This is a genomic window from Paraburkholderia tropica, from assembly GCF_014171495.1.
Classification (GTDB): Bacteria; Pseudomonadota; Gammaproteobacteria; order Burkholderiales; family Burkholderiaceae; genus Paraburkholderia; species Paraburkholderia tropica.
In genome coordinates this window covers 441,806-462,261 of sequence record NZ_CP049136.1, presented here as the reverse complement: position 1 = coordinate 462,261, position 20,456 = coordinate 441,806, and the positions used below count along the sequence as shown (strand labels likewise).

Annotated in this window: 20 protein-coding genes; 16 read left to right on the top strand and 4 right to left on the bottom strand. The window is 65.5% G+C overall.

From position 1 onward, the window contains the following. The first annotated feature begins 9 nt into the window (after nt 1-9). The 10 genes from G5S35_RS25630 (at nt 10) to sctC (ending at nt 9,816) form a co-directional block, all read left to right on the top strand. Nucleotides 10-612: an HrpB1 family type III secretion system apparatus protein gene (locus G5S35_RS25630; protein WP_183039898.1), complete on the top strand. Its 603-nt coding sequence runs from the start codon at nt 10-12 to the stop codon at nt 610-612. A gap of 41 nt (nt 613-653) precedes the next feature. Further along, a complete protein-coding gene (locus tag G5S35_RS25625) occupies nt 654-1,064 on the top strand; it encodes a type III secretion protein HrpB2 (RefSeq protein ID WP_074982090.1) in 411 nt (136 codons plus the stop codon). A 47-nt stretch (nt 1,065-1,111) separates the two neighbouring features. Continuing rightward, nucleotides 1,112-2,011, top strand: a complete 900-nt coding sequence (sctJ, locus tag G5S35_RS25620; RefSeq protein WP_183039897.1) for a type III secretion system inner membrane ring lipoprotein SctJ — start codon at nt 1,112-1,114, stop codon at nt 2,009-2,011. Next, a complete protein-coding gene (locus G5S35_RS25615; RefSeq protein WP_237181695.1) occupies nt 2,004-2,780 on the top strand; it encodes a type III secretion protein HrpB4 in 777 nt (258 codons plus the stop codon). Before sctJ ends, G5S35_RS25615 begins: the two co-directional genes overlap by 8 nt. After that, complete coding sequence (gene sctL / locus G5S35_RS25610) at nt 2,765-3,595, top strand: type III secretion system stator protein SctL (protein ID WP_183039896.1); 831 nt, start codon at nt 2,765-2,767, stop codon at nt 3,593-3,595. Before G5S35_RS25615 ends, sctL begins: the two co-directional genes overlap by 16 nt. Beyond that, nucleotides 3,592-4,944 (top strand): type III secretion system ATPase SctN, encoded by a 1,353-nt coding sequence (gene sctN / locus G5S35_RS25605; protein WP_183039895.1) that lies wholly within the window; start codon nt 3,592-3,594, stop codon nt 4,942-4,944. The genes sctL and sctN overlap by 4 nt, the downstream gene beginning before the upstream one ends. An 8-nt stretch (nt 4,945-4,952) precedes the next feature. Then, complete coding sequence (locus tag G5S35_RS25600) at nt 4,953-5,516, top strand: type III secretion protein SctO (protein WP_161495603.1); 564 nt, start codon at nt 4,953-4,955, stop codon at nt 5,514-5,516. Next, nucleotides 5,513-6,436 carry a type III secretion system export apparatus subunit SctT gene (gene sctT / locus G5S35_RS25595; protein ID WP_183039894.1) on the top strand — a complete coding sequence of 308 codons (924 nt, stop codon included), beginning with the start codon at nt 5,513-5,515 and terminating at the stop codon, nt 6,434-6,436. The genes G5S35_RS25600 and sctT overlap by 4 nt, the downstream gene beginning before the upstream one ends. 80 nt (nt 6,437-6,516) lie before the next feature. Next, nucleotides 6,517-7,968 carry a helix-turn-helix transcriptional regulator gene (locus G5S35_RS25590; protein ID WP_183039893.1) on the top strand — a complete coding sequence of 484 codons (1,452 nt, stop codon included), beginning with the start codon at nt 6,517-6,519 and terminating at the stop codon, nt 7,966-7,968. Nucleotides 7,969-8,028: 60 nt separating this feature from the next. Then, nucleotides 8,029-9,816: a type III secretion system outer membrane ring subunit SctC gene (sctC, locus tag G5S35_RS25585; protein WP_074982095.1), complete on the top strand. Its 1,788-nt coding sequence runs from the start codon at nt 8,029-8,031 to the stop codon at nt 9,814-9,816. A 21-nt stretch (nt 9,817-9,837) separates the two neighbouring features. On the opposite strand, the gene G5S35_RS25580 is transcribed toward sctC, so the two are convergent. Next, a complete protein-coding gene (locus G5S35_RS25580; protein WP_183039892.1) occupies nt 9,838-10,935 on the bottom strand; it encodes a response regulator transcription factor in 1,098 nt (365 codons plus the stop codon). A gap of 605 nt (nt 10,936-11,540) precedes the next feature. On the opposite strand from G5S35_RS25580, the gene G5S35_RS25575 reads away from it, so the two are divergent. Genes G5S35_RS25575 through G5S35_RS25565 form a run of 3 tightly spaced genes read left to right on the top strand, consistent with a single transcriptional unit; the run spans nt 11,541 to nt 15,957 of the window. Continuing rightward, the gene (locus tag G5S35_RS25575) at nt 11,541-12,647 is read left to right on the top strand and encodes an aromatic ring-hydroxylating dioxygenase subunit alpha (protein ID WP_082991988.1); all 1,107 of its coding nucleotides are present in this window, start codon (nt 11,541-11,543) and stop codon (nt 12,645-12,647) included. Then, complete coding sequence (gene menD, locus G5S35_RS25570) at nt 12,647-14,569, top strand: 2-succinyl-5-enolpyruvyl-6-hydroxy-3-cyclohexene-1-carboxylic-acid synthase (RefSeq protein WP_183039891.1); 1,923 nt, start codon at nt 12,647-12,649, stop codon at nt 14,567-14,569. Before G5S35_RS25575 ends, menD begins: the two co-directional genes overlap by 1 nt. Then, nucleotides 14,566-15,957: a polysaccharide pyruvyl transferase family protein gene (locus G5S35_RS25565; RefSeq protein ID WP_183039890.1), complete on the top strand. Its 1,392-nt coding sequence runs from the start codon at nt 14,566-14,568 to the stop codon at nt 15,955-15,957. The genes menD and G5S35_RS25565 overlap by 4 nt, the downstream gene beginning before the upstream one ends. Before the next feature lie 32 nt (nt 15,958-15,989). Here the strand turns inward: G5S35_RS25565 and G5S35_RS25560 are convergent, their stop codons facing one another. The 3 genes from G5S35_RS25560 to G5S35_RS25550 all read right to left on the bottom strand — a co-directional run bounded on the left by G5S35_RS25560 (nt 15,990) and on the right by G5S35_RS25550 (nt 18,389). Beyond that, nucleotides 15,990-17,081: an LLM class flavin-dependent oxidoreductase gene (locus G5S35_RS25560; RefSeq protein WP_183039889.1), complete on the bottom strand. Its 1,092-nt coding sequence runs from the start codon at nt 17,079-17,081 to the stop codon at nt 15,990-15,992. A 9-nt stretch (nt 17,082-17,090) separates the two neighbouring features. Beyond that, complete coding sequence (locus tag G5S35_RS25555) at nt 17,091-17,606, bottom strand: DUF3455 domain-containing protein (RefSeq protein WP_183039888.1); 516 nt, start codon at nt 17,604-17,606, stop codon at nt 17,091-17,093. A gap of 180 nt (nt 17,607-17,786) precedes the next feature. Next, nucleotides 17,787-18,389 carry a hypothetical protein gene (locus G5S35_RS25550; protein ID WP_065060767.1) on the bottom strand — a complete coding sequence of 201 codons (603 nt, stop codon included), beginning with the start codon at nt 18,387-18,389 and terminating at the stop codon, nt 17,787-17,789. 245 nt (nt 18,390-18,634) lie between these two features. Here G5S35_RS25550 and G5S35_RS25545 point away from each other — a divergent pair, with 245 nt between their 5' ends. The 3 genes from G5S35_RS25545 to G5S35_RS25535 all read left to right on the top strand — a co-directional run bounded on the left by G5S35_RS25545 (nt 18,635) and on the right by G5S35_RS25535 (nt 20,360). Beyond that, entirely contained in the window at nt 18,635-19,135 is a 501-nt protein-coding gene (locus G5S35_RS25545) for an HrpB1 family type III secretion system apparatus protein (RefSeq protein WP_183039887.1), read from the top strand. Nucleotides 19,136-19,311: 176 nt separating this feature from the next. After that, a complete protein-coding gene (locus tag G5S35_RS25540) occupies nt 19,312-19,890 on the top strand; it encodes a DJ-1/PfpI family protein (RefSeq protein WP_183039886.1) in 579 nt (192 codons plus the stop codon). 134 nt (nt 19,891-20,024) lie between these two features. Further along, complete coding sequence (locus G5S35_RS25535; protein ID WP_065060764.1) at nt 20,025-20,360, top strand: ribbon-helix-helix domain-containing protein; 336 nt, start codon at nt 20,025-20,027, stop codon at nt 20,358-20,360. Nucleotides 20,361-20,456 lie beyond the last annotated feature (96 nt).

Below are 20,456 nucleotides of genomic sequence, written 5' to 3'. Positions count from 1 at the left end.
CAACACGCCATGTCCGCGAGCACGCCGGAATATCTGAACTGCAGCCCCGACGTGGTCGGCGGCCTGATCGAAACCGTTTCGACCGCGCTGCTCGGCGACTTCCCGAAAGTCCAGGCCGATCCCTACGACATCGAACTCGTGCTCGACGCGCTGCGCGTGCTGCGTCCGCGCGTCACTGAAATCGACACGCTCGAAGGCATTCTGCACATGGTGCGCGGTCACTGGGACGATGCGATTCACGTGCTGCGTCAGGTCGGCGAGAACGCGCCGCGCTTCGGTTATGCGCGCGCGCTGCTGGCGTTCTGCCTCTCCGCGAAGGGCGATCCCGACTGGAAGCAGGAAGCCGCGCAGGCGATGGCGCTGAATCCCTCGCGCGATACGCAGCATCTGGTGCGTGCGCTGGAGGCGCGCGACGACCTCATCAACGCGATTCGCACGAAGCGCTCGGGCGGGCAGTTCGTCACGCCCGCGTCCGTGGACGAACTCGCGACGTTCAGCGATGAAATCGATGCGGAGCCTGCGCACGCAGCGGCGTCGCAATCGACATCGCAATCTGCGTCGCAACCATCTGCACAAGCGCCCGCGTTCGAAACGTCTTTCCTGCGCGCCTGATTCGTCCGCGTGCGCGGCAGCCCAGTTCCACGGAGCAGCAGATGAGCATAGATCCGACCAGTCAGGCCAGTCAGGCCATGCAGGCCTCGCTCGAACAGATGGCGGACGGCGCGTCGTCAACGGGCGGCGCGGGCGGCACCCCGCAGGCGCTCGCCGACAAGTTCCAGTCGATGATGCAGCAGTCGCCCATGAGCGCGCCCGCCGCGCCGGAAAGCGACGGCACGGCGGTGGCGTCGAAGCTCGTCGCCGCGCAGGACGCCGAGTTGCAGCAGACCGTCAACGACGCGCTGCAACTCGCCCAGCAAGCGCCCACGCTGTCGATGAACGAGATGAGCGCGGGCACGATCCGCATGACGCTCGAACTCGCCAGCACGCAGCTCGATCTCGAAGCGAAGATGGGTGTGGTCGATTCGTCGAAATCGGCCATCGAAACGCTGATGAAGAATCAGTGATCGCGAGGCGCTGGCTACTCGCCGATCGCCGCGTTAAACCCCGTTTCATGCCGCAATCCGCCGCCGTTTGCGGCCCTCCTCACGGAGCCCCTGTGACCTCGAATCTCCATGCGCGGCGCCTCCGGCGAGCGGCGCTCGCGAGCGCGTTCGCGCTGTGCGCGCTGCTCGCGGGCTGCAAGAAGGAGCTGTACGGCAATCTGTCCGAGCAGGACGTCAACGAGATGCTCGTGGCGCTGCTCGAACGCGGCGTCGATGCGCACAAGGACAGCAACGACGGCGGCAAGACCTGGTCGCTCGACGTCGACGACGGCCAGCTCGCGCGCGCGATGGAAGTGCTGCGCGCGCGCGGCCTGCCGCACAAGCGCTATGACGATCTCGGCGATCTCTTCAAGAAGGACGGTCTCGTTTCCACGCCGACCGAGGAGCGCGTGCGCTTCATCTACGGCATGTCGCAGGAACTGTCCTCCACGCTCTCGAAGATCGACGGCGTGATCGACGCGCGCGTGCAGATCGTGCTGCCGAACAACGATCCGCTCGCACAGACGATCAAGCCGTCGTCGGCGGCGGTGTTCATCAAGTATCGGCGCGACTCCGATGTCAGCGCGCTCGTGCCGCAGATCAAGACGCTCGTGATGCACAGCGTCGAAGGGCTCACGTATGACCAGGTGAGCGTGACGGCAGTGCCTGCCGATCCGGTGCAGATCGAATCCGCGTCGCCTTCGGGCATGCCGGGCTGGCTGCCGGGGGCGCTCGCGGGCGTGGCGATCGTCGTCGCCGGCCTGTTGCTGATGCTCGCGCGGCGCATGCTGACCGGCGCGCAGACGCGCGGCGAAGCTCATGGCGATGCGGCCGCCGAAACCGGTGCTGCAGCCCCGACGCAACCGGGCGCCATCGTGCGGAATCTGCTCGCCCGCGTGCGCAAGCCGGGCCAGGCGCGCGGTGCGTGATCTCGCGCGCGAGCGGCCTGGCGCAGCGGCGCAGACGCTGCCGTTCCGGCGCGCGGCGACGGTGCTGAACGCCTGGCAGCGCAACGTCGATACGGCCGTCGACTGGGCCGATCCGTCGTGGACCGCCGCGCTGCTCAAGCTCGATGCGGACCAACTCGAACGCGTGCGCGAGGCGATGCAGGCGGCCAGCATCGCGGCGCGCGTGGCGTGTTCGCGCGCGCTGGTGCGTGCCGCGGGCGTGGTGCCGCCGGATTTTGCCGACCTGACGCAAGGCGCGGCCCAAGCCGGTGCGCACGCCAATGCGGCTTGGCTCGACGCGCTGCCCGCCGAGCGCGGCGTGCAGGTGCTGCGTATGCGCGCGCTGCTGTTTCGCCGCGCGGAAGTGCGCCGGTTGATCGACAAGCGCACGCGTCAGCAGCTTTCCGATTGGGTGGGCGTGAGCGTCGATCGTCTGACGCAGGACGCGCATGCGGGCGAGCCGCCCGACACCGCGCGACTGATCGCGCGCGCGGGCATGCCGCCGCTCGCGGCGCTGGATGCGGCGAGGCTCGCGATCGAAGGCTGCGCGCTGCTGTTGCGCGATCTCGCGTCATCCGTGTCGCCGACGCGTTGCGTGCCGTTCACGCTGCTGCGTCTCGCGCTGCCGCGCGCGTTGCCGCCGGTGCCGTGGCTCGCGCAGACGCCCGCCGACATCGACGCGCCCGGCAGCGCGCGTCTGTTCGCGCGGCTTGCCGATCTGTTACCGGAGTACTCATGGCTATCTGGCTGAAGCGCGCGCGCGACGCGGTGTTCGAACCCGGCGCGTCGCTCGCAGGCGGCACGACGAACGACCTTGCGCTGCGCCTCGGCGCGGCGTCGGACATCGTGCGCCGCGACACCTTCGGCGAACTGCTCTCGCTCGACGCCGCGCGCGCCGCGCTCGTCGAGGAACGCGCCGCGTTGCTCGACGAGGCGCGCGCGCAGGCGCAAACGCTGATCGACCACGCGCGGGACGAAGCGGCCGACATCGTCGCGAACGCGCAGCGCGACTATGCCGAGGCGAGCGAGCAGGGCTATCGCGACGGCTGCGAGCGCGCGCTCGCGGACTGGATGGAGCGCCTCGCACAAGCCGCCGACGCGCAGAACCGGTTGCAGTCGAGCATGCGCGAACGCCTCGCGAATATCGTCGCCACGGCGGTCGAGCAGATCGTGCGCGTGGAGTCGCACGAAGCGCTGTTCGAGCGCGCGCTCGCGACCGTCGATCGTATCGTCGACGGCGCGACGTATCTGCGCGTGGCCGTCTGTCCCGGCGATTTCGACGGCGCGAAAGCGGCCTTCGACCGGCTCGCTGCGCGTTGGCGCGATCTGGGCCAGGCGATCCCGATGTCGGTGATTGCGGACAAGCAGCTCGACCCCGGCAGTTGCGTCTGCGAAACCGACTTCGGCACCGTCGACGCAAGCCTCGACATGCAGTTGCGCGCGATGCGCAGCGCGGTGTCGCGCGCGCTCAAGCGCTCGGCGCATACGTCGGCCGAGGCGCAAGATGCACCTGACGCGTTCGATAACGCAAGCGCAGGCGAAGCGTCCGCGACGGAGGCCGTATGAGCGCGTCGTGGACGGCACACAGCGTGGACCTCGAACGCCTGACCGACGACATCGAGCGCGAGATTCTCGCCGCGCCCGCGGTGGCGCGCACGGGCAAGGTGCTCGAAGTGATTGGCACGCTCATCAAGGTCGGCGGCCTCGACCTCTCGCTCGGCGAACTGTGCGAGTTGCGTGCGCCCAATGGCGAGCTGCTGCAGCACGCGGAAGTGATCGGCTTCACGCGCGACGTGGCGCTGCTCTCGCCATTCGCGCGACTCGAACACATCTCGCGCTCGACGCGCGTGATCGGGCTCGCGCGGCCGCTCGCCGTGAAGGTCGGCGACATGCTGCTCGGGCGCGTGATCGACAGTCTCGGCGAGCCCGTGGACGGCGGTCCGCCCATCGAATCCGATGAAATGCGGCCGATCTTCGCGTCACCGCCCGACCCCATGAGCCGCCGCATGATCGACGCGCCGCTGCCCACCGGCGTGCGCGTGGTCGACGCGATGATGACGCTCGCCGAAGGTCAGCGCATGGGCATCTTCGCGCCCGCCGGCGTCGGCAAGAGCACGCTGCTCGGCATGTTCGCGCGCGGCGCGTCGTGCGACGTGAATGTGATCGCGCTGATCGGCGAGCGCGGGCGCGAAGTGCGCGAATTCGTCGAGCTGATTCTCGGCCCCGAAGGCATGGCGCGTTCGGTGGTCGTGTGCGCGACGTCGGACCGTTCGTCGATGGAGCGCGCCAAAGCGGCCTATGTGGCGACCGCGATCGCCGAATACTTTCGCGACCGCGGCCAGCGCGTGCTGCTGATGATGGACTCGCTCACGCGTTTCGCGCGTGCCGGACGCGAGATCGGACTCGCGTCGGGCGAGCCGCCTGCGCGGCGCGGCTTTCCGCCGTCGATCTTCGCGGAGCTGCCGCGTCTGCTCGAACGCGCGGGCATGGGCGCGACGGGCTCGATCACCGCGCTCTACACTGTGCTCGCCGAAGACGAAAGCGGTAGCGATCCGATTGCCGAAGAAGTGCGCGGCATTCTCGACGGCCACATGATTCTCTCGCGCGAGATTGCGGCGAAGAATCAGTATCCCGCCATCGACGTGCTCGCGAGTCTGTCGCGCGTGATGCCGCAAGTGGTGCCCGGTTCGTTCGTGGGCGCATCGGCGCGCATCCGCGAATTGATGGCGCAGCATCGCGAGGTGGAGATGCTGTTGCAGATCGGCGAATATCAACCGGGCGGCAATGCGCTCGCCGACGAAGCCATCGCGAAAGCGCCTGCGATCAAGGCGTTTCTCTCGCAGCGCACCGACGAATACGCGCCGCCGGGCGACACCGAAGCGCAGCTCTATGCGCTCGCGGAGGCCGGCGGATGAGCGCAAGCATGAACGCAAAGACAAGCGTCGGCACGAGAAGCGGCACGAGTAGCAGCACGAGAAGCGGCGCGGGCCGCCGCGTGATGGCGCTGGAGCGTTCGCTCGCACGCCGCCGCCGTCTGGACGACACCTTGCGCGCAACGCTCGCCGCGCATCGCAACGCGCTGGCCGAACGCGAACGCGCGCGCGAGGCGAAGGCGCAGGAAGTCGCGCGCGAAGCCGAGGTGTTGCGCTTCTACGAACACCGCATCGAATCGATGATGACGGGCGCGCAAGCGTTCGCGCCCGACGCGCTGACCGCGTGCCGCCGCTATATCGACGTGGTCGCCGACAAGCTGCGCGTGCTCGACGCCGCGCTCGCGCAAGCGCAAGAACGGGTGCGTGAGAGCGAAGACGCGATGACGCAAACGCGCCGCGAGATCGAGCAGAACCTGGGCCGCATCGACCTGTGTGGAGAGCGCATCACGCAGATTCGCCGCAAGCAGGACGAAGCGGCCAGCGACGCCGCCGACGAAGAGGCCGAGGAAGCCGCACTCGCGCGGCGCTTTCGCGAGCGGGGCGTGGCCGCATGAACGATATTGTTTCCGCGCTGCCGCAACTCGGCACGCTGATCGTCGGCTATATCACGTTGCTGGGCGTGTGTTCGCTGCGGCTTTTCATCATCATGTTCATGTTTCCGCCCACCGCGGACGGCGTGATGCAGGGCGTCGTGCGCAACGCCGTGGTCGTGCTGTTCAGTTCGTGGGTGGCGTATGGGCAGCCTGTCTCGTTCATTCAGGAACTGCATGGCGTGAAGCTGTTCGAAATCGGCTTGCGCGAGGCGATGATCGGCGTGGTGCTCGGCTACGCGGCGTCGATCGTGTTCTGGGTGGCCGAAGGCGCGGGCACCTATATCGACGATCTGACCGGCTATAACAACGTGCAGATTACGAATCCGATGCGCCAGGAGCAATCGACGCCCACGGCCACGCTGCTCGCGCAGATTGCATCGGTGTCGTTCTGGGCGCTGGGCGGCATGACGTTTTTGCTCGGCACGCTGTATGAGTCGTATCACTGGTGGCCGTTGACGTCGTCGACGCCGGTGGCAGGCAATATTCTCGAATCGTTCGTGCTGCACCAGACCGATACGCTGATGCAGACGATCGCGAAGCTCGCCGCGCCGATGATGTTCATTTTGCTGCTGATCGATTTTGCCTTTGGCTTTGCGGCGAAATCGGCGTCGAAGCTCGATCTTATGACGTTGAGCCAGCCCGTGAAGGGCGCCGTCACCGTGCTGATGCTTGCGCTTTTTGCAGGTATTTTCGTCGATCAGGTGAAAGAGCAGATTACCTTGCGCGGATTCGCCGAGGATTTGCGCGCGATGACAAATGGCGACGCGGAAAGCGGGAAAACGGTGAATCGAAAGGCCGCGCCCGCTTCGGGCGCATCCTCAACAAATCCCGCTTCGAATCTCAACAGTTCTCAAATAGAACCTGAAAATCAGATTAATTGAAGTTCTGACTAAATCGCTCCGGTACATTGAGTTCATGCACGCCGTGTCAGCCAGCGTGCCGTGCAACCAAGGAGTCGATTATGTTTTCGATGCTGTATTTCCCGCTGGTTTCTTCACTCGCCACGCCGGAGCCGGTCGTGTCGGGAAATCAGGCCGAACGCTTCGGCTTCGCGCTGCGCGAGGGCAAGCTGCTGGCCGCTTCGCATCTGACAAGCCGCTGGATCGACGAAACGAATGCGGCCGGCATGGGCGAACAGACGTTGCATGGCCTTCAGTTGCACGCGGATCTGCAACTGCTGTTGGGCGTGGAAGTGGAAGCCGAGGAAGCCTATCGGCGCTCGCTAAAACTGATTCGTAGTTCGAAGCGTGACATACGCGCCTCGTCGTGCCGCAATGCGGCGTGGCAGGCGCTGTTCCGGCATCGGATCGGCACCGCGCTTTCGTGTTTCGCGCGCGTGGTCGACGAACCCGGCATCGAGCCGGCGCGCGCGGCGGAGGCGCGCTTCGGCATCGTCTGCGCGCTGCATGAGTTGGGGCGAACCGGCGAGGCCTTGCAGGCGCTCGACGAGTTCGCCCATCGTCTTGATGAAGATATCGACGATCCGCACGGCCATTGGCACGATCTCGCCACCACGGTGCGCTTCGATCTGGAAGTGCAGACGGCCCTGCGCTGCGCGAGTGAATTGAGCGATCACGTTTATTGGCAATCGGGTGCGGCGGGCGTGACGACGCGCACGCAGGAAGATGTCTTGCGTGCCGTGCGGGTGCCGCTTTTGCGCGCGCGCATCGAGTATCTGCGTCATTTGCAACTGGCCGCGCTGGCCGACCGCAATGCGATTGGCGGCCTGCAGCATCATTTGAACTGGGCGCGCGAGCAGGGCGTCGGCGATTATCAGCGCACCTTGCGGCTGGAGATTGCACTGGCTGCGCTCGCGGGCGCGCAGCCGCATTACGCGCACGCGATGCTGGAGCCGCTGCATCCGCTCGTGCGTGCGGGCGCGATTGGCCATCGTCACATCGAATACCTGTATTGCGCGGCCAAAACGCGTCAGGCGCAGGGTCGCGCGCAGGAGTCGCTGACCTTGTACAGCCGTTACGCGCTGGTGGCGATGCAGTGTCTGCGCGAGGATGCGAGTCTGCAAATGCCGCTCGCGAGCCGCATGTCGAAGCCCGGTCCGCAACTCGACGATGTGGGTGCGCGCTTGCCCGCGCGTTATCGGCGCGCGTATTCGTATGTGCTCGACAACCTGGACCGGCCCGACCTTTCGGTGCGCGAGATCGCCGCGGAAATTGGCGTGACCGAACGCGCGCTGCAAAGCGCCTTCAAGAATTTTCTCGGTCTTTCGCCGAGCGAACTGATCCGCCGTCAACGTATGGAGCGCATTCGCGCCGAGCTGACCGAGCGCGCGTATGCCGCCGATCGCGGCGTGCTGGTGGCCGCGAACAAATGGGGCGTGCAGAACCGCTCGACGCTCGTCAACGGCTATCGCAAGCAGTTTCACGAAGCGCCTTCGGAAACGCTCGAACGCTGACGCCGCCGGTTTTATCCGCATCTTCGCTTGCACCTTCGTTCAATTATCACGATCGACTCCATGAAATCGAAAACGCTGTTTTGCGCCGCGTGGCTCGCGGCGACGCTGGCGCTCGCGCCATTCGACACGGCCAGCGCCGCGCCGGTGCGCTGGCGCAGTTCGACGGTCCATGTCGCCGTCGAAGGCAAGGACCTCAAGGACGTGCTGCGCGACTTCACCGCGAGCCAGGGCGTGGCGGCTTCGATTGCCAACAACGTCGCGGGCACCGTGACGGGCCGCTTCGATATGTCGCCGCAACGCTTTCTCGACACGCTCGCTTCGACGTTCGGCTTTGTGTGGTTCTACGACGGCAGCGTACTGTCGATCAGTAATGCAAACGATGTCACGCATCAGGTCATCAAACTCGATCACGCCGCGCCGGGCGATTTGCGTGGCGCGCTGCAGTCGCTCGGCATCGAGGACCGGCGCTTTCCCGTCGTCTACGACGAAGCCGGCGACACGGCGATCGTGAACGGGCCGCCGCAATATGTGCAGATGGTGGCCGAAGTGGCGCGACGTCTGGACGATAGTGCGGGACGGCGCACCGGTTCGGTGATCCGCGTATTCAAGCTCAAAAATGCGTGGGCCGCCGATCACAAGGTGCAGATCGACGGCAACACTATCACGGTGCCCGGCGTGGCCACGGTGCTCTCGAACATGTATCACGCGAAGCAGAAGGAAGGCGGCGGCGCGAACGGCTCGCAGAATGCGATGTCGCCGAACATGCAGCGCGTGCCGCAAATGGCCGATGTGGGCGGCGGCACGTCGGGCGGCGGCTCGCTCAATCCGCCCTTGCCGCAGAACATGCCACAAGGCGCGGATGCGAGTCTCGGCGGTCTCATCAGCGGCACGCCTGCGCCGGGCCAGGGCGCAGCGGGCAACGTGGGCTACGCCAATGCGCCAGGCAGCAGCGGACAAGGGACATCGCCGAGCGGCGGCGATCTGACCTTGCCCGTGATTCAACCCGATCCGACCACCAACACTGTGCTGATTCGCGATCTGCCGCAGCGCATCGACCAGTACGCGTCGCTGATCGGGCAACTAGATACGCGGCCCAAGCTGATCGAGATCGAGGCGCATATCGTCGAGATCGACGACAACCTGCTGCAACAGATCGGCATCGACTGGCGCGCGCACAACAGCCATCTGGATTTCCAGACCGGCACGGGCACCTATCAGCAGAACGGCTATGACGGCAATATCAATCCGAACTTCGGCACGACCACGCTCGCAGACGGCACGACCGTCGTGCAGGCGACGCCCGTGGGCGCGTCGCTGACCGCAGTGCTCGGCGATGCGGGGCGGTATCTGCTCGCGCGCATCAATGCGTCGGCGGAGGACTCGAAGGCGAAAATCGACGCGACGCCGAAGGTCGCCACGCTCGACAACGTCGAAGCCGTGATGGACAACAAGACGCGCTTCTTCGTGCGCGTGTCGGGTTATACGTCGGCGGATCTTTACAGCATTTCCACGGGCGTTTCGCTGCGCGTGCTGCCGATGGTCGTGGACGAGAACGGCCAGGTGCGCATCAAGATGAACGTCCATATCGAGGACGGTCAGCTTACCGGGCAGCAGGTCGACAGCATTCCCGTCATCACGAGCAGCGAGATCAATACGCAGGCCGTGGTCGGGCAGGGCGAGAGTCTGCTGATCGCGGGCTACAGCACCGACAACCTCTCGAACGGCGTGACGAGCGTGCCGGGGCTGTCGAAGATTCCGATCATCGGTGCGCTGTTCCGCAACAACAGCGACACGCATTCGCACATGGAGCGCGTGTTCCTGCTCACGCCGCGCGTGCTGGATCTCTGAGGCATGGCGCGCCGAGTTCGCTCAATTGCGTCGCCGTGTATTGGCGAGCCGTGCCGCGCGCGGCGGCAACGCGGGCGCGCAGTTCGCTTCGCGCTCGTTCGCGGCGTGGGCGGCGAGGTTATCGGTCCGCGCTGTGCCGCTGTATGGCATGACGCAATCGGGCGTGCGCGTGGCACTGTAGCCTGCCGTGAAATCGGCGTTGAAACTGGCCTGATAGCCCGGCGCGCAGTCGGTGGCTTCCACGGCCCACGGTTGCGCCTGGCGGGCCGCTTCGCTGCTGCTGTGATGGACGTCGAGCACGCGCGTCGGGCGCGCGACGGGCGCGTTGTCGTGCTCGGGCAAGGTGAGAGAGAGGGCGGGTGCTGGGGGCGCCGTGCGAGCCTTTTGTGCCCTCTGTGTGGCCTCGGCGGGCACGCAGTCCTCCTGCTCGTCGCCCATCTCGATGCGATAGCCGTGCGCGTACATCGTGCGCAACTGCACGCCGGCCTCGCCATTGAGTTCGAGCTTTTTGCGCAGCTTGTAAATGTGTTGTTCGAGCGTGCGCCCGACGATGTCTTCCGTGCTGCTCCAGATCGCGCCCGCAATGGTACGGCGGCTCACGTATTCGCCGGTGCGCGAGAACAGCAGCCACGCGATCGCGAATTCGCGCACGGTCAGGCGAATCGGGCGGCCGTTGAGTTGCACGGTGCCCGCGCGCCGGTCGAGCCGATACGGTCCGAAGCGAATCTCGCCGTCGGCGCGCGCGCTGGAAGCCGCTTCGAAACGGCGGCGCGCGAGATGCGTGCGCACGGCCAGTTCGCTGCGGTCGATGGGCGAGCGCACCACGTCGTCGGCGCCCGCATCGAAGGCCTGTTCGATGTCCGCGCGCCCGTCGAACGCGCCGACCACGATCAGCGGGGCGCGTCGATCGTCGTAGCAGGCCCGCCGCGCGAACACGGCGCGGTTCGGATCGACCCCGGTGGCGGCATCCACGATGATCGCCTGATAGTCCTCGCGATAGATGGCGCGCGTGAGCGCGACGTCGTCGCTGAAGCAGCTGCATTCGATCAATTCGTCGAGAAAGCACAGGCAGATCAGATTGAACAGCCTTCGGTCGTTAGTCAAAACAGCGAATTTCAACTTGCTCTCCAATAGCGAGGCTTCAAGCGCCGCATTTGTTATTTCATGGATGCGGCTTTGAACCGCGTATGGCGAAAACTACGGTTGTTCATAAATCAGGGTTGTAAGGAATTGTTTCGCGGGAATTTCTCGTCGGATGAGGAATAAAACCCCGTCCAGGACGGCAATCAAACGTTTGCCTGGCGAAAGTGGCTAATTGCTTGGGCCGGCACATGAAATCCTTTTCATTGAACAAGTCGGTATTTATTGCGCCTTCGCGTGAATGGAGCGGTAATCCTGACGGGCGATGCGCATAAAGGATTGATGGATAAGGCTTAGCGGAATCTTTCAGATCGGAAAGGGAAGTTCAGACTTTTTGAGGGTTGCGTCTACGCATCGCGTGGGGCCGCTTCGCACCCGAATGAGCTTTATTGAAACTGGCTGCGAAAAACGCGCTTTACACTCGATCGGCAAAAAGCCGCGTGCACGTCGCGCCATCGCCTCGCAAAAGCCGTTCAGCCGCGATGCAAGCCGGTTTGAATGACCGGCTGCGGCCTTTAAAGCTTTTTTTGTGCTTTGCGCCATGTCGCGCAAAGACCTGCAATAGACCGTGGATGGGAGCTTTGATGTCGTTTCTATTAAACGCCTGGTATGTGGCCGCATTCAGCGATGAATTGAACGGAGCGACGCCGCTGGCGCGCACGCTGCTCGATCGTCCCGTTGTGTTGTATCGCGATAGCGAGGGCGCGGCGCATGCGCTCGACGACCGTTGCGCGCATCGCTTCGCGCCGCTGTCGCGCGGACGCGTGGTCGGCGGCGTGCTCGAATGTCCGTACCACGGTCTGCGTTTCGACGGCGCGGGGCGCTGCGTGCACAATCCGCACGGCGACGGCCGCGTGCCCGCGCAGGCACACGTCCGCGCGTATCCGGTCGTGGAGCGCTTTGGCGCAGTCTGGTTCTGGCCTGGCGAAGCCGCGCGCGCCGATATCGCGTTGCTGCCCGCGTTCGATTTCGTCGATCCAGCGCAGAACCACACGCATCATGGCTACCTGAAAACGCGCGCGCATTATCAGCTCAGCGCCGACAATCTGCTCGACCTCAGCCATTTCCAGTTTCTGCATCCCGATACGCTGGGCAGCGAGGCGATCGCTAGCGGCGACGTGCAGTCGGGTAGTCTCGGCGAGACCGTGTGGGTGCGCCGCGCGGTGTTCGGGGAGATCCTGCAGCCCTTCGTGGCGGACGGATTCGGCATTGCGGCGGGGACCTGCGTGGATCGCTGGATGGACGTCAAATGGACGCCGCCGGGTCTGCTCACGATCGTGGTGGGCGTGACCGGCGCGGGCCAGCCGCGCGAGGCCGGACGCATCGCGCCATCGGCGCATTGGCTCACGCCGGAAACGGCCTGTACGACGCACTATTTCTTCGCGTTCGGTTTGCCGAAAGCGATGGGCGACGAGGGCCGCGCGCTCGTGCGCTATGCGGTGGAGGGCTTGATGAAGCCCTTCGAACTGGAGGACTTGCCGATGCTCGAAGCGCAGCAGGCATGCATTGGCGAGGCGGATTTCTGGGCCGCGCAACCCGCCTTGCTGCCGATCGATCGCGGCGCGATACGCGCGCGCCGCATCATGGAGTCGATGATCGTGGCCGAGCGCGCGGGACACGATCCGCGCGACGCGAACCACCACGACGGTGCGCGCACGATCGCGATCCGATCGTCGTTCGAGGTGGCGTGATGGCGAGTGTGCCTGAAACGCAGCACGCGCCCGAGCCCTCGCTCAACGCCGCGTGGGTCGACGCGATTGTGGCCGCACTGGAGGCGGCGGGCGTGCGCCGCGCAGTGCTGTGCCCTGGCGGCCGCGCGAGCGCGATGTGCCTCGCGCTCGACCGTCACGCGCGCATCGCCGTGGAGATGGTGAGCAGCGATGAGCGCAGCGGTGCGTTCGTCGCGCTGGGTCTCGCGAAAGCGAGCGGCGAACCCGTTGCGCTGGTGACGACGTCGGGGTCCGCAATTGCGAATGCACTGCCCGCGCTGATCGAAGCCGAGGCCTGCGATATTGCGCTCGTGGCGATCACCTGTGATCGTCCGCGTAGCTTGCGTGGCGCATCGTTCGGGCAGATGGCCGATCATTGCGGCGCGACGCGCGCGTTCGTGCGCGCGCAGGTCGACCTCGACGATCCGCGCGATACGCCCGAAGCCGTGCACGCGATGCGCGCGAACGTGGCGCAGGTGTTGCGCGCGATGCTTGGGCAGGGCGATGATGCGACCGACACGCCACGCGCCGATGCGTTGCCGTCGCCGCACCGCCGCACGCGTGGGCCCGTGCATCTGAACGTGCCGCTCGCAGGCGTCTACGATGCGATGGAAGTGTCGGGCGTTTCTGCGCAGACGTGGGCGGTGGCCATGCAACCGTGGCACGACAGCGGCTTCGCACAAGATGCCGATAACGGCGCGCATGAAATCGAATCAGCCGTAGCGCGCGTGTTGGCGCGAGCGCGCAAGCGCCATGCTTCGCAATCGCCTGCTGGAGTCGCTGGAATGGCGGGCCTGATCGTCGTGGGTGCGGAGCCCGCCGTGCCGCTCGACGCGATTCTCGCGCTTGCCAGCGTGACGGGTTTTCCCGTCGTCGCCGATGCCGCGAGTGGTTTGCGCGCTCAACCCGGCGCATTGAGTCCTGAAGCGGCAGCGCGCGGCGAACCCGGCGCGCTGATCGTCAACGCTTTCGACGTGTTCGGCACGGCGCGTCTTGCCGATGCGCGTCCCGATCTGGTGATTCGCTTCGGCCTTGCGCCCGTGCTTCCCGCGTTGCATGCGTGGTTCGAGCAACATGGCGACGCGCCCACGCTGCGTGTCGCGCCGTCGCGCATTGCCTGCGATTACCTGCACCCGGGTCTTGATCCGCGAGACGTGCTGGTTGCGCCGAATCGCGCTACGCTCGAAGCGCTCGCGTGCGCGTTGTCGAACGCGGCGCAGGCCACGACGCGCACCGGCCAGGCCGTCGCGTGGCGCTGGCGCGAGCGTTGGGCGAGCGTGGCGGCATATTCGGCGCGTGAGCGGCGCGCGTGCGTGCGTTCGCTCGCGTGGGGCGAAGTCGCGGCCGTGCATCGCGTGCTCGATGCGCCGGGTTTTGACTTCGTCCACGTGGGCAATTCGATGGCGGTGCGTCACGCCGATATCGGTTGCGACGTCCGAAACAATAATCAGGTGTTCTACACGAATCGTGGCGTGAGCGGGATCGACGGCACGATTGCGACGTTTCTCGGCGAAGCGCTGGCGCGCCGCGACGCGGGTCTGCTAGTTATTGGCGATCAGGCCTTCGTTCACGATCTTGGCGCGCTGGCTCTGGCGCAGCGCATTGAGTCGCCAGGGTGTATCTGTATCGTCGATAACGGCGGCGGGGCGATTTTCGATTTTCTGCCCGTCGCGCGCGAGCCGGGTTTTCGCCGCGCGATCCGCAATCCGTACGCGCTGCGATTCGCGGCGCTGGCGCAGGGTTTTGGACTCGCGTATCGGCGTGTCGATAATCGGGACGCGCTCGACGCCGCGTTGAACGCCGCGCGCATGCACGCGGGCGTGACGCTCGTGGAGCTGGCCGTCGACGCCCATTCGGGCGCGGCGCAGATGCAGCAACTGGTTCGTGCAGTGGGAGGCGCATGATGGATTGGCCGCAATTCGACGACCCCGTTCGCAATTCGTATCGCGCGTTGCATCGCTACGCGAGCGCTGCCGCGCCCGACACGGTCTTTCTCGACGACATGCAGGCGCGCATCGACGCGGCGCGCTATCTTGGTTCAGATCGCGCGTGTGCCGCTGCAAACGCCGCCAGGCCGCGCGTGCTGTTGCTCGGTTATCACGGCGCGGGCAATACCGGCGCGGACTTGCGCACCATCGAAACGATCGCACAGTTGCGGCGGATCTTCGCGCCGCGCGAACCTGTGCTCACGCTGTTCGCGCTCGGCGATGTGTTCGATCATGCGGTGCTGGCGCAAACGCCCCGTCTCGCGCCCACCTTGCCCTATGTGCCGGACGCGCTGGACGCGGCGATCCGTGAAGCGGATCTCGTCGTCAATGTGGAGGGTTCGACCTATACGTCGAAGTTCTCGGATTCGTTGTCGGGGATTCTGATTGGCGGCATCGCACTGGCGCACGCGTATGGTTTGCCCGCCGTGTCGTATGGCGTCGATAGCGGTGCGATGAGCGAGCCGCTCACACGTTTCGTCGCGCATCATGCCGCGCGCGCCGGACACGTGATCTGCCGTAACGCGCAGGCCCGCGTGCAGTTGCGCGAGCTGGGCGTCGAGACGATCGCGGGCGCGGATACCGCGTGGACGTGGCGCGCGCCAGCTACCTCGCCTGGACCGCACGCCTCGCCTTCCGCGCGCGTCGCTGCGTTGTGTCCGACCAATCCGTTCTGGTGGCCCGTTCGCGCGGATGCTGAGCGTGCCCGTGCGCTCGACGCGCGTGGCGAGACCTCGCCGCATCGATACGGCTTGCTGCATTTTCATACGTGGGATGGCGAACGGGAGCGTGCCTACGAGGCGTATCTCGCGCGGTTTGCTGCGGTCGCCACCGCGTTGCGCGCGCGTGGCTATACGCCGGTGATCGTGGGGATGGAGCAGGTGGATCGCGCGGCGTGTCTCGATCTGGCGGCGCGTCTGCCGTTCGACGCAGCGTGCGTGGTGCGCGGCGAGCGCGTGCTGGATGAGGTTGCGAGTGCCGTCGCGCACGCGCAGTGCGTAGTGACGACGCGTTATCACGCGAGCGTGCTCGCGCTATCGCACGGCGTGCCGGTGTTCGGGCTTTCGATGGATACGCGTATCGACCGCTTGCTGGCCGAAGCCGATTGCGAAAGCTGGCTGGCGCACTGCGATGCCGACGACGCGCTGCAACGCTGCATCGACGCAATCGATTCACTGGAGCATGCCGGCGTGCGCGAGCGTTTGCGCGCGAAGCAAAGGCACTACGCGCAGCAGCAGCGCGCGAAACTGGATGCGATGGGCCGACGTCTCATGGCGATTGTCGCGGCCGCCGGCCAGCGCGTTTGATCGATTGACGCAACCCTGGCGCAACCCTGGCGTCACCACGCGAGCGCGGGCTTCCACGCATCGCGCTCCGCCGCCGTTTGCGCGGCCGCGCGCTCGCGTTGCGTATCTTCCACTAGCACGGGCAGCACGTCGGCGGCGAAACGGCGCATCGACGCCATGACTTGCGCGTGTTGCAGTGCGCCGAACCAGAAGCTCGCGCTGAAGTAATCGCAGCCGAGCCCGCGGCGAATGCGGCGCAGCTGGTGGATGCATTCGTCGGCCGTGCCAATCACCAGAAAGTCGTCGCGCAACACGCGCTCCGTCGGTTCGTCGGGAAACGCAGCATCGGGCACGACGCCGTCGATCACGTTGCCTTCGCCATGACGCAAACGCAGCGTCGCGCGCCCGTTCCAGCGTGCGTGCTCGATGGCCTCGCTCGCTTCGGCCTCGCTTTGTGCGACATAGACGGGCCGCTGCGTGCCGACGCGCGTCGCAGGCCACGGCGCGAACAGATCGGGATAGTGCGTGCGCATGTCGGTGAGGCGCGAGATTGGTTCGAGCACGCCGGTGAAGAGATTGGCGCCCCGCGCTAGCGCTCGCGCGACCGATTCGCGGCGGCTCGAATTCACGACGAGCCACGCGGGCATGCGTGGCTGCAGCGGCTGCGGAACCAGTTGCGTGCGGGGAATCGCGAAGTGCTCGCCGTCGAAATCGAATACGGGCTCGCGCAGAGCGCGCAGCAACACGTCGATCGCTTCTTCATCGCGCCCGGCGGTGCGCTCGCGACGGACGCCGAAGCGCTCGTACTGATAGGCCTGGTAGCCGTAGCCGAGACCGATTTCGGCGCGTCCTTGCGAGAGCACGTCGAGCGTGGCGAGTTCTTCGGCCACGATCAGCGGATGATGCAGCGGCACGGGGATGATCGCGGGCCCCAGACGCAGACGGCGCGTGCGGGCCGCGATATGTGCGAGCAGTTGCAAGGGCCGCGACGAGGCCGAGTAGTTCGTGAAGTGATGCTCCGCGAGCCAGAAGTGCGAGAAGCCGAGTTGATCGGCAGCTTCCGCCATGTCGATGGCGCGCGCGTAGAGCTTGGCCGCCGCCTGCGGTTGCGGTGCGGGCATGGTGAGAAAGAGGCCGGTTTGCACGCGCGCCGCCTAGTCGACCGGGTTGGCCGTTGGAGTGGCCGATGAAGTGGTCAGCGGTGCGGCGCTTTGCTCGCGATAGATCATATACGTCGCCGCATACGGCACCAGCAGACGCACGCCTTCGACCGTGCAATCGGGCTGAGGCGGCAGACCGCCTTTGGTATCGATGCGCTGGATCGACGTGACATCGGCGAAACGTCCTTCGCCTGGACGGCGCGCGGCGTCGAACTTCGCCTTGTAGCGCACCCACGTGAGCGTGTTCGCGCCGATCTGATGTTCGGCGAGCGGCGTGCCGATCACATAGCTGCCGTCGTAGGCGATGAAGTGCGGGCCGGGAACGACGGTGCCTGCGCTTTGCTTGTCGGCGGCGACCAGCGTGGCTTCGGAGCCTTGCTCGGCCCACAGCAACTGCGAGCCGCCCGCTACCGCCGACGGCGTGCGGCGGCAGACATAGGTCTGGTCGCCGTTCGCCGTGAGCACTTCCTTGAGGACTTCGTTCGGGGAGGCGCGCAGATCGGCGGGCAACGAATCGTTCGCGGTAGGCGGTTGCGCAGACGTCGCACAGCCGCTCATCGCGAGAAGGGCGAGAAGCGCGCAGGCCGACAGTAGCGCGCGATCACCACGAGACGGAAGGGAGGAGCGAGGTACTTTCATCGGGCGTCGAAAAGAGGCGTCCAGATCCATGAAGGCGGGCGTTCGACGGCGCTATGCCTTGAGGCCCATCATCTGCTGCATGGCGTATTGATCGCGCGTTTCGCCCTTCGCGAGCACGTCCTGACCGAGTGCATTGGCGAGATCGTCGCGTGCGCTGCCGTTGATCTTGCCGCCGCCGTTTTCGTTCGCGGTCTGCTGCAGATCGCTGCCGATGGCGGCGGCGTCGCTCTGATCGAGCTTGCCGGAACGCACGGCGTCCGCGAGGATGTGCGTGGCCTTGTTGCCGTCGCCCGATTGCAGCGCGCTCATGAACGCGTTGAAGTCGGTCGGGTCGCTCTTCTGGAAATTCTGCATGCCGGTTTGCGCGCCTTGCTGCTGCGCCGCGCTGCCCATCTGCGTGAGATTGTCGGTCGTGGGCGTGGTCTGCGTGGTGGGCGTGGTCGTGCCGGTGTTCGTCCCCGTGTTGGTGCCCGTGTTCGTGCCGCTGCCCGAGCCTGAATCCGAACCGGAGTTCTCTTCCTGCGTGATCTCCATGAGGAGTTGCTCGATCTCCTGTTCGAGTTGCTGCGTGGTCTGCAACTGCGAGTTGATCAGGCTGTCGGTGCTTTGTCCGGTGCTTTGGGGCACGGTGGTGCCCACGGTGAAATCGTTCATCTGACCTCCGCGAAAGTGCAATGAGCCTGACGATGCAGGGCAGGCAGGCGGAATGGCACCGCCTTGACTCTCCCGACGATATAGGGCCCCGGTTTGCACGCCGGGTCGGCAGCGGAATCGATGTATGAGTTTGCGAAGTTTCGCGTGCCGATGCGCTGCGGATCGATTCACAATCGATCCACAAGCGGTTTGCGTCGCGACGATCGGCGCTTTTTGCCATGAATTCGACGGAGTGCCTTAACGTCATGCTGGATCGGATTGCGGCCGATATCACCGATACCTCATACCGGCGATGCCCGGCGCATGTCACCGCGCTCTTGCTGAAGATATTCGACCTGGGTTTGTCCTGCGCCTCGCGCGATGAGCTGGAAGATCTGCTCGCGTGCATCGACGTGCTCTGTGAGGAATGGCCGCCGGTGTGTCTCGCGGCGGTGCGTCTGCATATCCGCTACGCCGACTGGATTGGCGCGGTGCGTCTGCTCAAGCGGCTCGAAGCCGCGCAGACCTTGAATCCGACTTCGCTCGCGCTGATGGCGGGCTGCCTCTTCAAGCTCGACGACCCCGACTGGCAGCGCTACGCTGCAACCTTGACGCGCGGCGAGCCGAACCCGCGCGCGGAGACCATTCTCCTCACCTTCGTGCGTGGCGCGGCGACCGTGCAGGGCGTGGGCGCGCGCCCCGGCAGCGCGCCTCAGGTGGGCGGACGCACGGTCCTGCCGATCTCCGGCACGAAGACGCTCTATTAACGACGACTGCCGCCGCCCTGCGTCGAAAAGTCCGCGCGCGTTTAACGCTCTCGCATTTCACCCTCTCGCATTTCACCCCCTCGCATTTAACCCCCTATTACCCGCCGCGCTTCCACGCTTGCTACAGTGTTTTCCGCATTCCCGCTCATCACCGCATCACAGACAGGAAACGGAACATGTCCAAGCGCATTCTCATTCTCGCCGGCGACTTCGTGGAAGATTACGAATTGATGGTGCCGTTTCAGGCGCTCGCGGCGGTCGGTCATTCGGTGTCGGTGGTCGCGCCCGACAAGCGCGTGGGCGACGTCATCCGCACGGCGATTCACGACTTCGAAGGCGATCAGACCTACACGGAAAAGCGCGGCCACAATTTCACGCTGAATACCGATTTCGCGTCGATCGATCCGGCGAAATTCGATGCCTTGCTCGTGCCCGGCGGCCGTGCGCCCGAATATCTGCGGCTCAACGAAACCGTGATTGCCTGGGTTCGTCATTTCGCCGAAACGAACAAGCCGATCGCCGCGGTGTGCCACGGCGCGCAACTGCTCGCGGCGGCGGGCGTGATCGAAGGGCGGCGGATTTCGGCGTATCCGGCTTGCGCGCCCGAGGTCAAGCTCGCGGGCGGCCAGTATGTGGCGCTCGACTGGCCCGACGCGATCACCGACGCCAATTTCGTGACCGCGCCCGCGTGGACCTCGCACGCAAACTGGCTCGCGCAATTCCTCGCGCTGCTCGGCACGCGTATTACGGTTTAAGGTTCGCGGCGCACGCGTGCAGGAATGGCTAGCCTGGCGGTGCAGGATTTGAGACTATTACGCAATGTAATGCGTGGTGCGCAGGGCGCCAGTGCTCCGGCGCGAACCCGACAGCAGAAACAGGAGCGGTCCAAATGTGCGAAATCTATATCAACGCGGATCCCATTCTTTATGAACCGCGCACGCGCGCGCTACGCATCCACGGCGTGGTGACCACCGTGCGACTCGAAAATCTGTTCTGGGATGTGCTGCAGGAAATCGCGCATCGCGAGCAACTCACCACGAGTCAATTCGCCGTCAAGCTTTACGACGAATTGCACGCGCTGCGCGGCGACGAGCCGTTTAATTTCGCGTCGTTTCTGCGCGTGTGCTGTCTGCGCTATCTTTCGACGCTCGCGCCGCGCGAAGAAGCCGCGGGCGATGGCTCGCGTCTCAAGGCGTTTCAGCCGAAAGTCGTCCGCGCGGGTTAGCGTCGCCTGAAGCCGCTTGCAATAAAAAGACCGCTGCCCGTGAAGGCAGCGGTTTTTTATATGGCGACGGCGTCAATCCATTGCGATTGATTGCGC

Excerpts from the sequence above, each read along its gene's own strand:
- G5S35_RS25545 (WP_183039887.1), top strand. The coding sequence starts at position 18,635 with ATGCTGGATCGGATTGCGGCCGATATCACCGATACCTCATACCGGCGA.
- sctL (WP_183039896.1), top strand. The coding sequence starts at position 2,765 with ATGGCTATCTGGCTGAAGCGCGCGCGCGACGCGGTGTTCGAACCCGGC.
- G5S35_RS25600 (WP_161495603.1), top strand. The coding sequence starts at position 4,953 with ATGAACGCAAAGACAAGCGTCGGCACGAGAAGCGGCACGAGTAGCAGC.
- G5S35_RS25630 (WP_183039898.1), top strand. The coding sequence starts at position 10 with ATGTCCGCGAGCACGCCGGAATATCTGAACTGCAGCCCCGACGTGGTC.
- sctJ (WP_183039897.1), top strand. The coding sequence starts at position 1,112 with ATGCCGCAATCCGCCGCCGTTTGCGGCCCTCCTCACGGAGCCCCTGTG.
- G5S35_RS25625 (WP_074982090.1), top strand. The coding sequence starts at position 654 with ATGAGCATAGATCCGACCAGTCAGGCCAGTCAGGCCATGCAGGCCTCG.
- G5S35_RS25550 (WP_065060767.1), bottom strand. The coding sequence starts at position 18,389 with ATGAACGATTTCACCGTGGGCACCACCGTGCCCCAAAGCACCGGACAA.
- G5S35_RS25565 (WP_183039890.1), top strand. The coding sequence starts at position 14,566 with ATGATGGATTGGCCGCAATTCGACGACCCCGTTCGCAATTCGTATCGC.
- menD (WP_183039891.1), top strand. The coding sequence starts at position 12,647 with ATGGCGAGTGTGCCTGAAACGCAGCACGCGCCCGAGCCCTCGCTCAAC.
- G5S35_RS25575 (WP_082991988.1), top strand. The coding sequence starts at position 11,541 with ATGTCGTTTCTATTAAACGCCTGGTATGTGGCCGCATTCAGCGATGAA.
- sctT (WP_183039894.1), top strand. The coding sequence starts at position 5,513 with ATGAACGATATTGTTTCCGCGCTGCCGCAACTCGGCACGCTGATCGTC.
- sctC (WP_074982095.1), top strand. The coding sequence starts at position 8,029 with ATGAAATCGAAAACGCTGTTTTGCGCCGCGTGGCTCGCGGCGACGCTG.
- G5S35_RS25535 (WP_065060764.1), top strand. The coding sequence starts at position 20,025 with ATGTGCGAAATCTATATCAACGCGGATCCCATTCTTTATGAACCGCGC.
- G5S35_RS25540 (WP_183039886.1), top strand. The coding sequence starts at position 19,312 with ATGTCCAAGCGCATTCTCATTCTCGCCGGCGACTTCGTGGAAGATTAC.
- sctN (WP_183039895.1), top strand. The coding sequence starts at position 3,592 with ATGAGCGCGTCGTGGACGGCACACAGCGTGGACCTCGAACGCCTGACC.
- G5S35_RS25590 (WP_183039893.1), top strand. The coding sequence starts at position 6,517 with ATGTTTTCGATGCTGTATTTCCCGCTGGTTTCTTCACTCGCCACGCCG.